We start from the raw sequence: 14,564 nt of genomic DNA on the forward strand, positions 1-14,564 counted from the left end.
TCGGAGGCCTCATGACCCAGCTCGCCCAGCCCGGCTCTTCCGTGTCACCCGCCGACCTTCGGCCGGCCCTGACACTCCTGACCGGCTTCGCGCCCAAGGCGACACGCGAGGCCGCCGACCTCCTCACCCGCGCCGACCCCGGCCTCATCACCGTCACCCACGACCTCACCGAACTCCTCGCCACCGGCACCGTCCGCCGCATCGTGCGCGACGGGAGAGGCCTCATCGAAGACGAGCGCATCACCCTCGAACACGGCTGCATCAACTGCACCGTGCGCGAAGACCTCCTCCCCGCACTCGTCCGCCTCGCCCGCTCCAGGCCCGCCAACGACATCGTCCTCGTCCTCCCGCCCTCCATGGAGCCCGAGACCGTCGCCTCCGCCTGCAGCTGGTGCCACGTCGACGGCGCACCCGTCACCGACGCGCTCCGCATCGACTCCGTCGTCGCCGTCTGCGACCCCGCCACCCTCCTCGACACCCTCGACTCCGACCAGGACCTCGCCGACCGGCGCCTCCAAGCCGCCGCCGACGACACCCGCTCCGTCGCCGACGTCGCGGCGCGCCAGATCGAATACGCCGACACCGTGCTCCTCTGGGCCCCCGGCTCCGAACCCGACTACGAGCACACCCGCCTCGCCGTCCTCCTCCAACGCCTCAACCCCTGGGCCCGCCACCTCGTCGTCGACATGGCAGAACCCAGCTGGCTGTCCTCACGCATCCGCCGCAGCGGCCGCTTCGACCCCGAAGCGCCCGAACCCTACGGCCGCGGCCTCGAGGGCTACACCGTCGGCTGCCACGAGCCCGAACCCGACTGCGGCGTCGTCGCCACCCTCTACCGGAACCGCCGCCCCTTCCACCCCGAACGCTTCCACCGGGCCCTGCCCACCCTCGCCGGCCGCACCCTCCGCGGTCGCGGCCACCTCTGGCTCGCCGGACAGCCCGACCACATCGTGGCCTGGGAATCCAGCGGCGGCGGCGTCTCCATGGGCGACATGGGGCGCTGGCTCGCCGCCACCCCCGACGACGAATGGGACGAATCCAGCCCCGAACGCCGCGTCAACGCCGACCTGCACTGGGACGCCGACTTCGGCGACCGCGAGATCCAACTCGCCTTCGTCGGCCTCCACTTCGCCGCCGACGAGGTCGCGGCCGTACTCGACGCCTGCCTCCTCACCGACGCCGAACTCGCCGAAGGCGAAGCCGCCTGGCGGGAATACCCCGACCCCTTCCAAGGTTGTTTCGAAAGCAAGGAGAGGAATCAGGAATGAAGCAAGGTATTCACCCGAAATACGACTACGTCGTCTTCCGCGACCGCGCAGCGGACTTCGCCTTCCTCACCCGGTCCACGGTCAGCTCGGCCGAGACCGTCGAGTGGGAGGACGGCAAGACCTATCCGGTCATCGACGTCCAGATCTCCTCGGCCTCACACCCGTTCTGGACCGGCAAGAGCCGCGTCCTCGACGACCAGGGCCGAGTCGCCAAGTTCAACAAGAAGTACGGCAGGAAGCCCGCCGAGTAACAGGGCACAAGTACGAAGGGGGACCTCCCGGCACCGGAGGTCCCCCTTTTCCGTCGGGTCGACTTGCCTCGTCCCGTGTTCATTTGGTTTCATGGTTCTTGCTCCGGGGGGAACCGGTTTCGACCGTGTTCGGCATACAGTGCCCTACTGCAACCCGATCGTGAAGGTTCCAGCCGATGGACGACACCGCCTCGCCATTCCCCGCTCACGACAGGCTCGCGCGACTCCTGCCCGGCTACGTCTTCGACCCCGAGCCCCTCAACACCAGCAACATGAGCCAGGTCCACCTCGCCACCGACACCCGGCTCCACCACCGCAAGGTCGCGGTCAAGATCATCGCCGACTACCTCGCGGTGCACCCGGTCTACCGCAAGCGGTTCCTGCGCGAAATCCAGCTCATGGCGAGCCTCGAACACCCCAACATCATGTACGTCATCACGGCCTCCACCGAGAACGACTACATGCTCTACCTGGTCATGCCCCGAGCCGAACACGACCTCAAGACCCTCCTCGCCGCCGGCCGCCTCGACCTCACCGCCACCGCCGACCTCATCGCCCAGACCGCCCGAGCGCTCGACTACGCCCACGATCGCGGCGTCGTCCACCGCGACGTCAAACCCGGCAACATCCTCTTCGGACCCGGACAGCACGTCTACCTCACCGACTTCGGCGTCGCCAAAGAGCACTACGGCGAAGACCTCACCGCCACCGGCGAGACCATCGGCACCCGCCGCTACACCGCCCCCGAAGTCTTCGACGCCCGCACCGGCGACGCCGCGACCACCGAACCGCCCGCCCCCGCCCGCATGCTCCCCTGCACCCCGCGCGAACGCTCCGGCGACGTCTACTCCCTCGGCGCCGTCCTCTACCACTGCCTCACCGGCCGCAGGCCCTTCGACCACGACGACGACAGCGTCGCCGACGGCTTGCAGCGCAACGGCGAACTCGTCCCCGTCAGCGCCCTCCGCGACGCCACCCCCGCCGCCGTCGACGCGGTCATCGCCAAAGCCATGCACCTCGACCCCGACCAGCGCTACCGCACCTGCGGCGACCTCGCCGCCGCGCTCACCCAGGCCCTCGGCGTCACCGGCGACGGCACCGCCCTGCCGATCCTGCGGGACATCCAGGACCGCCTCCGCACCGGAACCCCCGACCCCGACCACACCACCGCCTACGCCGGCGCCCCGGCCGCGCCGCCCGCCGCCCCCGGGCAGACCCGCCTCATGCTGCTCAGCACCCTGGCCGCGGTGCTCGCCGTCGCGCTCGCAGGCGGCCTCCTGCTCTACCAGCTCTTCGGCGCCGAAGAAAGCACGGGCAACGCCGCAGGAGCGGACCCGGGCGACGCCTCCGAGACCACCTCCGAATCGCCCACGGTCAACCTCCCCCCGCCCTCGCCCACGGTCGAACCCGTGACCGGGACCGACCGGGCCGAGCGCTACCCGGTCGTGGGGGAGTGCATGGACGACGCGGACGACTGGTTCGTGGTCGCCTGCGACTCCGAGCTCGCGATCGAGGTGGTCACCAAGATCGTGTACCAGCCCGAGGACCCGAGCCCCAGCCAGGCCGAGCACGAGGACGCGGCCTGGGTCGCCTGCGGCGGCAACGGCCTCGAATGGGACTACTACTGGTCCGACTCGGCCACCAGGGCCGATCCGGACCGCGACTGGAACCCCGAGACCGACCGGATCCACTGGATCATGTGCGTTCAGGACCTCTGAGCGCCCGCTACCCGGCGGCATTCCGTTCCGCGCGGGCTTGTTCAGCCCTGTCGAACGGCTCGATGTCGCCGGGGGCGAGCGTGGTGCTCTGCAGCAGCGCCCGGATCAGGTTGTCGTTGAGCGCGTTGCCCAGCGGCTCGCCGAACACCTCGCTGCGGCGCAGGCCGTAGACGCGGTGCCGGTAGCCCGGGGCCGACAGGCGCTCGCGGACGGCGGCGACGACGCGGGCCACGGTCCGTTCGTTCCAGTCCCGGTCCCGCGGGCCGGGCAGCCGCTCCATGTCCTCGGCGACCCGCTTCCAGGACACGGGTTGCGGGTGTGCGACGCCGCGCAGGTACCGCTGCGCGAGCGAGGCGATCACGAGCCGTTCGATCGCGCTCAGGTTGTGCACCACCGGCACTGCCGTCTCGTCCTCCGGTGTGGCCTCCCCGTCGGGGCGCCTGCCGCCGATCAAGCGCACCTCCAGGAAGTGCACCTCTTCGCGGGGGTTGCCTATGTAGACGGGCGTGTAGGCGTCCTCGACGAGCCGTTCCTGGCCCTGGAGCAGCATGGTGTCGCCGGGGAAGAGCATCGGCAGGCGGCCCTCGTTGCGCATCGTCCATTCGCTGCCGTGGCAGATGAGCCGCCCGTGGCAGCGGCTGATCCGCTGGTCCTTCACGCCGAGTGGGATGTTGACGTTCTCCTCGTCGCGCCCGAAGAGCAGTTCGAACCGGCGCGGCGGCACCGCCCAGCCCAGGTGCGCCGACAGCGCGAAGACCGTTCCCAGCGGCGGCGTCGGCAGCGGGTCCTCTTCAGGCGGTGCGGCGGGGACGCCGGCGGCGAGGCTGCGGACCCACGGCGGGAGCACTTGCGGGAAGAACGCCTGGTCGGTCACTGGAAACCGTCCTCTCGGGGCAGATGGGGCTCGGTTCCCATTGTGCCGCCACGAGGTGCGGGACCCCTCCCGCGAGGCTAGGGGGTGTCAGCCGCCGGAGGAGTCGAGCTCGGCGCCTTCGGGAACGGTGCAGTCGTCGCGGTCGTCCAGCCAGCCGTCGGGGAGCGTGACCTTGCCGGGGCTGTTGGTGCGGCCGCGCGGCTTGCCGATGGTCGACTCGGGGAACGGCGCGTCGGCCTCGAGCTTGCCGAGGAGGTCTTCGAGCTCGTTCAGGGTCGAGACCATCGACAGGGCCCGGCGCAGTTCGCCGCCGACCGGGAAGCCCTTGAGGTACCAGGCGACGTGCTTGCGGAACTCCTTGCAGCCGTGCTCTTCCGCGGAGATGTTGCGGCGCGCTTCGTAGGATTCGGCTCCGGCGAGCCACTCGACGAGCAGCGTCGCGTGCCGGAGCATGACCTTCGCGACCTCGCCGAGCTGCGGCATGCGGCGCTCAGTCCTGCCGTTGAACCCGGCTTCCAGGTCCCCGAAGAGCCAGGGCCTGCCGAGGCACCCGCGCCCGACCACGACGCCGTCGCAGCCGGTCTGCTCGACCATGCGCAGCGCGTCGTCGGCCTCCCAGATGTCGCCGTTGCCGAGCACCGGGACGTCCAGGTGCTCTTTCAAGGTCGCGATCGCGTCCCAGTCGGCGGTGCCCGAGTACCGCTCGGCCGCGGTGCGCCCGTGCAGCGCCACCCACGCGACGCCCGCGTCCTGGGCGATCTTGCCCGCTTCGAGATAGGTCAGGTGGTCGTCGTCGATGCCCTTGCGCATCTTCACGGTGACCGGGATGCTCCCGGCCGCGCCGACCGCCGCGGTCACGATCTCGCGGAACAGCCGCCGCTTCCACGGGAGCGCCGAGCCGCCGCCGCGCCGAGTGACCTTGGGCACGGGGCAGCCGAAGTTGAGGTCGATGTGGTCGGCGAGGTCCTCGTCCGCGACCATCTGCACGGCCTTGCGCATCCCGGCCGGGTCGACCCCGTAGAGCTGCAGGCTGCGGGTCTTCTCCTCGGGATCGAACTCGATCAGCCGCATGGTCTTCGGGTTGCGCTCGGTGAGCGCCACCGTCGTGATCATCTCGCACACGTAGATCCCGGCGCCCTGCTCTCTGCAGAGCTTGCGGAACGGGAGGTTCGTGATCCCGGCCATGGGAGCCAGCACCACCGGCGGGTCGACCGGGGCGCCTGCGAGCGCGAGCTGCTGTGTCACCCGTCCATTATTCCAGCGGACGCGGGCCACCGCCCTGCCCGGTGACGCGGTGCACCCGCACTCACGTTTCGGTCCGGCGCGGCAGCCGCCTGATCCGCACCGTCGTGATCGCGTGCTGCTCGACCTCGGCGACCTCGAACTCCCAGCCCGAGAGGCGCACCGTGTCGCCGGGGGCCTCGGGCAGCCGCCCGAGCCGGGCCAGCAGCAGGCCCGCGACGGTGGTGAAGGTCCCTTCGGGCGAATCGACCAGTTCGATGCCGAGGTCCTCGAGGTCGTGGATCGGGAACGTGCCCGGCACGGTCATCTGGCCGTCGGCGCGGTGCTGCACGCCCATGACGTCCCGGTCGGTCTCGTCGTAGATCTCGCCGACGATCTCCTCCAGGAGGTCCTCGATGGTGACGATGCCGTCGATCCCGCCGTGCTCGTCCACGACCACCGCGAACTGCTCGTGGTCGGCCTTGAAACGGCGCAACCCCTCTGAGACGCGCAGCGATTCGGGGAACACGACGGCGGGGCGCATCGCCTCGGTCAGGGTCGTGTCGTCGTCGAGGAGGTCGCGCAGGTGCACTACGCCGAGCACGTCGTCCAGGCCCGTCTCGCCGGTCACCGGCGCGCGCGAATGGCCTGATGCCGCCAGCTGTGCCCGCGCCTCCGGAACCTCCATGTCGGACTTGAGGAGGAACACCGCGCGGCGCGGCACCAGCACCTCGCGCAGGCGCCGCGCGTGGATCTCCAGCGCGCCGACGATGATCTCCCGCTGCTCGGGGTTCAGCGCCCGCTGCCCGGCCACGAGCTCGCGCAGTTCCGAAGCGCTCATCTGCTCCGAATCGGTCTCCGTCGTCCCGCCGAAGACCCGCACGACGAGGTTCGTCGACTTGCTCAGCGCCCACACGGCCGGGCGCGCGGCGGTCGACAGGAAGTCGAGCGGCTTGGCCGCCATGAGCGCCCACCGCAGCGAGTACTGCATGGCGAGGCGCTTGGGGGCGAGCTCACCGAGCACCAAGGTGAGGAAGGAGAGGACCACCGTGACCAGCCCGACCGCCACCGCGTCCGCCGCGCCGCCCAGGAAGCTCAGCAGCGGCACGATCGGCTCGGCCAGCGACACCGCCGCCGTGGCCGAGGCCAGGAACCCGGCGAGGGTGATGCCGATCTGGATGGTCGCGAGGAACCGGTTCGGGTCGCGTGCGAGCCGCACGAGCGTGCGCCCGCCCTTGCCCGGCGCGCGCTCCAGCTCCCGCAGCTGGCCCTCGCGCAGCGACACCAGCGCCATCTCGCTGCCCGCGAAGAGCGCGTTCAGCAGCACGAGCACCCCGACGAGCGCGAGGTTCAATCCGTAACCGTCCATGGTTCCCTTCATCAGAAGCGGGTCCGCACAAGGTAACCCGTACGCGCGGCCCAAATGAGCCGAGGGCCGCCCGGCGATCGCCGGGCGGCCCTCGGACCAGTGGTCTGCTATTGGATGTCGACGGTCACCGAGGTGCTCCACGGGTTGCCCGAGACCTCGTAGGCACCGCCGTAGGAGAAGCCGTCGCCGCCGACCGTGGCGCCGCCGGGGACCGAGGCCTGGCCGTCGAGGTACGAGTGGAGCATCTTGCCCTCGTAGTCCGAGACCAGTACGACCGAAGCGGTGCCCTCGTAGCCCTTCGCGTTCAGCGCCGGAGTCTCCGAGGCGCACAGCGGGTCGGTCATGCGCGAGTCGGCGAGTTCCTTCTCGACCTTGCCGCCCGAGACCCAGCTGATCTTGGCCTCGCCGCGGCTCGTCGCGATGAACGCGCCGCTCTGGGCGCCCACGACCAGGCAGGTCGGGTTCGCGCCGACCTCGGTCGCGGCCGTCTCCTTCAGCGAGCCGTCCAGTTCGTGCACCGTGCCGTCGACCGTGGCGACGGCTGAGGCGCCCTCGGTCGCGGCCACGTCGGCGATCCCGCCTTCGAAGCCGACCGCTTCACCGGCGGTCGCGTCGAACGCGAACTCGGTGCCGTCGTAGTACTTCGCGGCCAGTCCTTCGAACGTCGAGGCGAGGTCCACGACCGCGACCTGGCTCGCGCTCAGGTCGCCGACGATCGCGTAACCGGCGGACGCGACCTGGTCGCGTCCCGCCCCGTCCTCGACGGTGGTGCGCTCGACCGAGAGCGATCCACTGGAGTTCGACCAGGCGTCGACCGAGGTCGGCGCCGTGAACGGCAGTTCGATGGCGCCGAGGATCTCGGCGGCTCCGAAATGCCCGGTGTTAGGCAGCCCGGGGTAGGACTCCGACCAGCTCGACTGGTATTCGCCCTTCTTGTCGCCCATGGCGATCACCACGAGCGAACCGGTCTGCGACTCGGGCGTCCATGTGGTCACGAGCGCGAGCTCGTTCCCGTCGGTGAGCGCCACATCGGTCGGGACTTGCCCGGCCGGCAGCTGGAGGCAGGTGCCGCCCTGCGCGCCGCTGATGCCCGCGGTGGCGATGATCCCCGAGGAGAACGCGATCACCGAGTGCGCGTTGACCTCTTCGCTCTGCTCGGGCCGCGCCAGCGCCACGGGATTGCCGAGGTCCGTGCCGAGTCCGGCGATGCAGTCGGCGGTCGGGCCCTCTTGGAGTTCGAGTTCGGGCTTGCCCTCTTCGGTGAACCTTCCGCCCGCGCGGGGCGTGATGCCGATCAGGTCATCGGTGGTCTCGACGGCGGTCACGTGGTCGATCCCGCTCAAACCGGATTCGTCGGTGACGTAGCCGAGCTGGCCCTGAATGCTCTGGTCGGCGCTGCCGTCGAGCATCGGGTCGGTGGCGAGCGCGTCGCCGCTCACGGCCGCGAGCTCTTCGGCGCCGTTCTCGCCGGCTTCGCCGTAGCGCCAGGAGAACCATTCGGCGGTGCCCGCGTTCGCGGCGAGTTCGCCGTAGCGCTCGGGCGTGAGCGCCTCGTCGGCGCCGCTGCTCTCGCTTCCGCCGCCTTCGTCGCCACCACCGGGCTCGGTCGGCTCGCGCGGGGGTTCGGCGCCGAGCATGAGGACGATGCCGATGATCAGGCCGAGCGTGATGAGGCCGCCGATGCCGTAGATGGCGTAGCGGACGCCGCGGTGGGTCGGCGGCGAGACGCGGACCGTGCTCGCCGCGGGCTCTGTCGGAGCCGGGGTCTCCTCGCCCATGCGCTGCGCGGGGACGGCCTCGGGCGCCTCAGGTGCGCTCTGCTCCTGGAAGCCCTGGTTCTGGAAGCTCTGGTCGGCGAAGGCGGACTCGGGGAACGCCTGGTCACCGTAGGCGGACGGCGGGGCGGCGTACGGGTCCGGCTGTTCGTTCCCGTTGGAGCCGAAGGCGTCCGGTCCCGGACCGTATGGAGGGCCGGCGGGCTCCCCGTAGCCGCCCTGCTGCGGCACGGGCGGGAACGGTTCGGGCTGCTGCTGCGCCTGGTACTGCTCGCGGGCCTGCTGGGCCTCGGCTTGGAGGCGATCGGCCTGATACGGGTCGGACTGGTAGAGGTCCTGGCCGCCGGCGTCGCCGCGGTACTGGGGGTGGCCGTAGACGTCTGCCTCGTACGGGTCGGAGCGCAGCTCGGGGAATTCGAGGCCGCCCTGCTGCTCGGCGGCGGGCTGGCGCGGTGCGTCGTAGGTCGGCGGGTCGAAGCCGGGCGCGGGTGCCGGTGCGCCGTGAGGCGAAGCATCGGGGCGCTGCGACGGGTCGGGCACGTCCTGCGCGGGTTCGGACTCTGGTCCGGCCCACGCGGCACTGCCGCTGCTCAGGCCCCAGCCGGTCTGCGACTGCTGGTGCATCCAGTCCTGGCTCGATTTCGGCGGCCAGTCGGGGGCGTCGCCCTGGTTCTGGGCGCCTTGGTCTTGGAAGGCGCCTGCGTTCTGGGAGGTCCAGTCGCCTTGCGGCGCGGGTGCCTGGGCTGCGCCCGGGTTCACCCCGTACGGCACCTCGCCGTACTGCGGTCCCGCCTGCTGCGGCACGTCCGGGGTCGCATCGTCGAAGGCGCCCCATTCGCTGCGGCGGGTCTCGGGGTCGAGGTCCTCGAACGGCCCCCCTTGCTGGGGCGGCTCGCCGTAGAGGCCTCCGCCTTGCGGCGGTCGCATGAAACGGTCAGCGGCCGACGGCTCTTCGTCCGGCGTTTTGGAAGGCAGGTGGCCCACTCCGCGCGCGGTGATTCGGGGCGGATTGGTGGGTGTGGCCGCCGGTTCACTGGTGGGAGGCCAGGAGGGCGGCTGCTCGGGCGATGGGTCCGGCATGATAGGCGACTCTAGCGGATCGGACCGCGCATCCGTGAGGCGTGGTCGGGAAAGGTGCTGCCGGGAACCATGGTACAGCGGTACGTCTGCACTGAACCTGATCTGCGCCAACGGTTGTCGCTAACGAGATTCGAGAGGTGACGTCCACGACCCGTCCAACGTGGCCGAACGATCACCCGACGTGCCCGACCGGTGCCGTGCTCCTCCATCTGGGCCGCGCCCGGCCTTCCCCTCCGCTGCCGCTCTTTTACTCAAGGGCTCACACCGGGCGGCGTCTGCGAGCGGGTTGTCGTACGGACCGGGCAGAATGGTGGTGCAGCGAGAAGAGGTGAACAGTGGCGGGGCGAATCCGGGACGCGGATATCCAGCTGGTGCGCGAGCGCGTGGATATCGCCGATGTCATCGGCGAGCGCGTCACCCTGCGCAACGCCGGTGGCGGCAATCTCAAGGGCCTCTGCCCTTTTCACGACGAGCGCTCGCCGAGCTTCAACGTCACCCCTGCTCGCGGGGTCTACCACTGCTTCGGATGCGGCGTCGGCGGCGACGCCATCACCTTCCTCACCGAGCTCGACGGCCTCACCTTCGTCGAAGCGGTCGAGCGCCTGGCCGCCAAGGCCGGGCTCAAGCTCACGTACGAGGACGTCGACGGCCGCGTCCAGCGCGGCCCCTCCGGAGCGCCCGGTCTCAAGCAGCGCCTCCTCGACGCCCACACCGCCGCCGCCGAGTTCTACACCGCCAAGCTCCTCTCCCCTGAAGCGCTGACCGCCCGCCAGTTCCTCACCGCCCGCGGCTTCGACCGCGACGCGGCGGCCACGTTCGGCTGCGGCTACGCCCCCGACTCCTGGGACGCCCTCGCGAAGCATTTGCGCGCCAAGGGCTTCACCGCGGAAGAACTCAACACGGCCGGGCTCACCAAGCCCTCCCGCACCGGCAACCTCATCGACCGCTTCCGCCGCCGCCTGGTCTGGCCGATCCGGGACTCGTCCGGTTCGGTGATCGGCTTCGGCGCGCGCAAGCTCTTCGACGACGACCAGGGCCCCAAGTACCTCAACACCCCGGAGACCCCGCTCTACAAGAAGTCGCAGGTCCTATACGGGATCGACCTGGCCCGCAAGGAGATCGCCAAGACCGGCCGGGTCGTCATCGTCGAGGGCTACACCGACGTCATGGCCTGCCACCTCGCCGGCGTCCCCATGGCCGTCGCCACCTGCGGCACCGCCTTCGGGCCCGAGCACATCCGTATCCTGCGGCGCTTCCTCTTCGACTCCGAGTCCGCCGACGGCCGCATCATCTTCACCTTCGACGGCGACGAGGCCGGCCAGCGCGCCGCCCTCAAAGCCTTCGATGAAGAGCAGCGCTTCGTCTCCCAGACCTACATCGCCGTCACGCCCGGCGGCCAGGACCCCTGCGAGCTGCGCCAAAGCGCGGGCGACGTCGCGGTGCGCGAGCTCATCGAACGCCACACGCCCCTGGTGCAGTTCGCGCTCGAACGCGCGATCGCCAAGCACGACTTGGACACCGCCGAGGGCCGCCTGCACGCCACGCGCGCCATCGCGCCCCTCCTCGCCCGCGTCAAGGACCGCGGCCTCGTCGAGGAGTACCTCAGCGTCTACGCCGGGCGCCTCGGCAAGGACAAGGCCGAGCTCCGCCGCGCGGTCCAGGGCGCGGCCGCCGGCCAGCAGCCCGAGGCCCCCACCGGGCCCAAGCGCGAGGTCCGCACCGACTCGACCCAGCTCCGGGCCCAGCGCGAGGTCCTCAAGGTCGCCTTGCAGCAGCCGCAGATCGCCGGTCCCTACTTCGACGCGGTCGACGCGACGCCGTACACCGACCCGAACTACCGGGCGGTCCGCGAGGCCATCGCGACGGCCGGGGGAGCGGCCAGGGCCGCCGCGGGCCCGAACTGGATCGCCGCGGTCCAGAACGCCTGCACCGAGATCGCGGCCGGTGCGATGGTGAGCGAACTCGCGGTCGAGGAGCTCCGCCTCGCGGGCGAACCCGATCAGGTCTACGTCCGCACCATCCTGGCCCGCATCCAGCGCCCGGTGGTCGAAGCCGAAGTGGCGGACTTGAAGCGCCGCCTCCAGCGCATCAACCCGAGCACCGACAAAGACGAGTACATGAAGCTCTTCGGCCAACTCATGGGTCTGGAGCAGCACGTGCGCTCCCTGCGGGACCAAGCCGCCAACGCCTTCGAATAGCGTCCCGCAACGCCGCCGACCCGGACCGACGCAAGGTCGGCCCGGGTGCGGCTCGGCTCCGTTCGACTCCCGATCAGGCGGCGTCGAGGGCCTCGCTGACCTTGCGGCCCATCGCGGCCATGGTCGGGCTCGGCGCGCCTTTGTGGGCGCGGGTGGCGGCTTCGACCGCGATCAGGACCGTGGCCTTGAAGTTCTCGGCCTCGGCCGCGTCCTGCGCCGCCAGCGTCTTGACCGATGCGGTGAGCGCGGGCAGGACCTGGTCGGCAAGGGCCGCACCGGACTTCGCTTCGAGCTTGAAGTCCTTCTCCTTCTCTGCCAGGACATGCCCGACCGTGCCGGTCGCCGAGGCGAGCGCGAGGGTCCCGTCGGTGGCGACCTTGTGGGCCGATCCGGCGATGCCCGCAAAGGACATGAGGGTGACGGCGCCGTAGGCGGCGGTGCGGAGGGTGGACTTGTCCTGGGCGGTGAGGTTGACGTTCATCGTGTTCTCCAGTGTCGGTTCGGTGTTGCGTTCCTTGTTGATGAAGCAACTATCGGCCGCCCGACTTGCAGCGCCCTGACACCGGCCTGACACGCCCGCTGACACGGGGCGGGGAGTGCGCCGAGGTCACTCGCCGGACTGGCGCGGTCGGTACAGGCCGACCATGACCCCATGCCGCGACCCGCTCTCGTCCTCCGACAGGTCGTGGACCATCTCCTCCAACGTCCGTCGCAATCGCTCGGCCTGCGGCCGGGTCAGCCGGATGTTGCGCACCAGCAGCAGCGGGTCGGATTCGTCGGTGACGATCTCGTCGGCCACGGCCGCAAGCGCGGACTTGGTGGCCTCGCCGGTGTCGAACTTCAGCCGCTTCGCGGTCCGCTTGAAGTACTGCTCGGTCCCGCCTCTGACCTGCCGGGTGTGGTCGAGGTGCACCAGGCCCGCCTCCCGCAGGATCTTCAGGTGGTGGGCGGCGCTGCCTTTGCTGATCCGCAGGTCCGCGGCGAGCCGGCTCAACGTCGCGGCCTCCTGCCCGAGGGCGAACAGCAGCCGGTGCCGCACGGGATGTCCCAGCGCGCGGTACTGCTGCGGCGTGGCGATCGTCGTTTCGTCGTCGGGTGAGGTCATGGATTAAGTGTCCAAAAAACTGGACACTTTGTCAATTCGGTGCTTCACTGTCTGTGCACAGTCCCCCCTTCCCCCATGGAGGATCCGATGCCGCCGACCGCGACCACCGTCATTCCCCACGTCACCCGGCTGCTCCACGAGCACTACGTGTTCCCCGACGTCGCCGCCCAACTCGACACCGTCCTGACCGCGGGCCTGGCCGAAGGCCGGTACGCGAACGCCGACCAGGCCGGTCTGGCCGAGCTGGTCACGGCCGACCTGCAATCGGTCAACTCCGACCTGCACCTGCGGCTGAAATTCAGCGAGATCGAACTCAGCGACACCCACGACGACGAAGCGACCCAGATCCGCCAGATGGCCGAATGGAGCGACCTGACCTGCGGCGGTGTAGCCCACGCGCAACGTCTGCCCGGCAACATCGGACTCCTCAAGATCGCCCCGCTGCTCTTCCCTCCGGTGGTCGCCGGGGACAAGATCAGCGCCGCGATGAACCTCCTCGCCGCCACCGACGCCCTCATCATCGACCTCCGCGAATGCCTCGGCGGCGACCCGCTGATGGTCGCCCTGGCCTACAGCTATCTCACCGGCCATGAGCCCGTGCAGCTCACCGGCATGGCGCACCGCGACCCCGCCGACTTCAAGCAGCTGTGGACCTCGCACGTGCCCGGCGCCAAGTTCGGCCCCGACAAGCCCGTCTGGGTGCTCACCAGCAAGACGACGTTCTCCGGCGGCGAGGCACTCAGCTTCGACCTCCAGGAGAACGGCCGCGCGGTCGTCATGGGCGAACGCACCCGGGGCGGCGCGCATCCGCGCGAAGGCTTCCGCGTGGCTTCCCACCTGGAGGTCACCATCCCCACCGCCCGCTCGGTCAGCCCGATCTCCGGCGGCAACTGGGAAGGCACCGGCGTCACCCCCGACGTCCCGACCACAGCCGCCGAAGCACTCCCCGAGGCCAACCGCCGAGCACTCGAAGCCGTCCTCGCCCTCGGCACCGAAGGCCTCCGCCGCCAATTCGCCGACGAAGCCGCCCAAGCCCTCCGCGACCTCACCGCCTGACCCCGTTGCGGCGTGCTCATCGCTCAGATCGAAGTCAGGCCAAGTCGCCGAGGTACACGGCACCGTCAGCCGTCGATCCCGGGTCCAGCGCGATGAGCGACGACGCCAGCCCGAGCGGCAGCAGGACCAGATCGCCGATTGCGGCCAGGGGATGCCAGACCACCGCTGTCTGCGTCCGGTCCGGCGCCGGCGGCGGGGACGCTCCGTCGGAGGTCGGCTTCGCGCTGAAGTACAGCTGGAGCTGCTGCATCCGGGTTCGGTGGTAGGGATGCCCGGGGTGCCGCTCCGGCAGATACTCGCGGACCCAGAGCAGGTCCCCGATCTCAACCCGCAGGCCGGTCTCTTCATGCACCTCACGGCAGGCCGCCTCGGCAGCCGTCTCCCCGGGTTCGACGCGCCCGCCCGGCAGCACATGGAACGCTCGGCCGTTGTCGCTGTGCCGGACGAGGAGTACCCGTCCCTCCTCATCCACGACCACGGCACGAGCACTGACCCGCGGCTCGGCGGCGCGTTCCTGTATCTCGACACTGGACAGTGAACGCAGCTGATCATCCATTCGACAAGCCTATGGGGCAGAAGCGGTTTGCGGCTCTCGCCCTTTGACCGGGCGCTGCGCAACCTTGCCCGGCAGTGTCGGAGGTCGCTGTTA

Annotated in this window: 12 protein-coding genes; 5 read left to right on the forward strand and 7 right to left on the reverse strand. The window is 70.4% G+C overall.

Annotated elements, in window-relative coordinates; genetic code table 11:
* Nucleotides 1–11 precede the first annotated feature (11 nt).
* From ACFO8M_RS20575 to ACFO8M_RS20585, 3 genes are all read left to right on the forward strand, one after another.
* Nucleotides 12–1,268, forward strand: coding sequence for a CobW family GTP-binding protein (locus tag ACFO8M_RS20575; RefSeq protein WP_387979045.1), 1,257 nt, complete (start codon nucleotides 12–14; stop codon nucleotides 1,266–1,268).
* On the forward strand, nucleotides 1,265–1,519 hold the full coding sequence (locus ACFO8M_RS20580) for a type B 50S ribosomal protein L31 (RefSeq protein WP_387979047.1): 255 nt from the start codon (nucleotides 1,265–1,267) through the stop codon (nucleotides 1,517–1,519). Before ACFO8M_RS20575 ends, ACFO8M_RS20580 begins: the two co-directional genes overlap by 4 nt.
* Before the next feature lie 176 nt (nucleotides 1,520–1,695).
* Entirely contained in the window at nucleotides 1,696–3,237 is a 1,542-nt protein-coding gene (locus ACFO8M_RS20585) for a serine/threonine-protein kinase (RefSeq protein ID WP_387979049.1), read from the forward strand.
* A gap of 7 nt (nucleotides 3,238–3,244) precedes the next feature.
* Here ACFO8M_RS20585 and ACFO8M_RS20590 read toward each other — a convergent pair whose 3' ends face one another.
* The 4 genes from ACFO8M_RS20590 to ACFO8M_RS20605 all read right to left on the reverse strand — a co-directional run bounded on the left by ACFO8M_RS20590 (nucleotide 3,245) and on the right by ACFO8M_RS20605 (nucleotide 9,403).
* Entirely contained in the window at nucleotides 3,245–4,111 is an 867-nt protein-coding gene (locus tag ACFO8M_RS20590; RefSeq protein WP_387979051.1) for an FHA domain-containing protein, read from the reverse strand.
* Nucleotides 4,112–4,198: 87 nt separating this feature from the next.
* Nucleotides 4,199–5,356 carry a tRNA dihydrouridine synthase DusB gene (dusB, locus tag ACFO8M_RS20595; RefSeq protein WP_387979052.1) on the reverse strand — a complete coding sequence of 386 codons (1,158 nt, stop codon included), beginning with the start codon at nucleotides 5,354–5,356 and terminating at the stop codon, nucleotides 4,199–4,201.
* Between the two features lie 61 nt (nucleotides 5,357–5,417).
* Complete coding sequence (locus ACFO8M_RS20600; protein WP_387979053.1) at nucleotides 5,418–6,701, reverse strand: hemolysin family protein; 1,284 nt, start codon at nucleotides 6,699–6,701, stop codon at nucleotides 5,418–5,420.
* Nucleotides 6,702–6,808: 107 nt separating this feature from the next.
* Complete coding sequence (locus ACFO8M_RS20605; protein WP_387979055.1) at nucleotides 6,809–9,403, reverse strand: hypothetical protein; 2,595 nt, start codon at nucleotides 9,401–9,403, stop codon at nucleotides 6,809–6,811.
* 488 nt (nucleotides 9,404–9,891) lie between these two features.
* Here ACFO8M_RS20605 and dnaG point away from each other — a divergent pair, with 488 nt between their 5' ends.
* Nucleotides 9,892–11,754, forward strand: coding sequence for a DNA primase (gene dnaG, locus ACFO8M_RS20610; RefSeq protein WP_387979057.1), 1,863 nt, complete (start codon nucleotides 9,892–9,894; stop codon nucleotides 11,752–11,754).
* A 73-nt stretch (nucleotides 11,755–11,827) separates the two neighbouring features.
* On the opposite strand, the gene ACFO8M_RS20615 is transcribed toward dnaG, so the two are convergent.
* Together ACFO8M_RS20615 and ACFO8M_RS20620 are read right to left on the reverse strand one after the other, a co-directional pair.
* Nucleotides 11,828–12,235: a hypothetical protein gene (locus tag ACFO8M_RS20615; protein WP_387979058.1), complete on the reverse strand. Its 408-nt coding sequence runs from the start codon at nucleotides 12,233–12,235 to the stop codon at nucleotides 11,828–11,830.
* A 126-nt stretch (nucleotides 12,236–12,361) separates the two neighbouring features.
* Nucleotides 12,362–12,859, reverse strand: a complete 498-nt coding sequence (locus ACFO8M_RS20620; protein WP_387979060.1) for a helix-turn-helix domain-containing protein — start codon at nucleotides 12,857–12,859, stop codon at nucleotides 12,362–12,364.
* 87 nt (nucleotides 12,860–12,946) lie between these two features.
* Between ACFO8M_RS20620 and ACFO8M_RS20625 the strand changes: the two genes are divergently transcribed.
* A complete protein-coding gene (locus ACFO8M_RS20625; protein ID WP_387979062.1) occupies nucleotides 12,947–13,915 on the forward strand; it encodes a S41 family peptidase in 969 nt (322 codons plus the stop codon).
* Between the two features lie 34 nt (nucleotides 13,916–13,949).
* On the opposite strand, the gene ACFO8M_RS20630 is transcribed toward ACFO8M_RS20625, so the two are convergent.
* Nucleotides 13,950–14,471 (reverse strand): NUDIX domain-containing protein, encoded by a 522-nt coding sequence (locus tag ACFO8M_RS20630; protein WP_387979064.1) that lies wholly within the window; start codon nucleotides 14,469–14,471, stop codon nucleotides 13,950–13,952.
* Between the last annotated feature and the right edge of the window lie 93 nt (nucleotides 14,472–14,564).

The organism is Glycomyces rhizosphaerae (assembly GCF_042647865.1).
GTDB lineage: Bacteria > Actinomycetota > Actinomycetes > Mycobacteriales > Micromonosporaceae > Glycomyces > Glycomyces rhizosphaerae.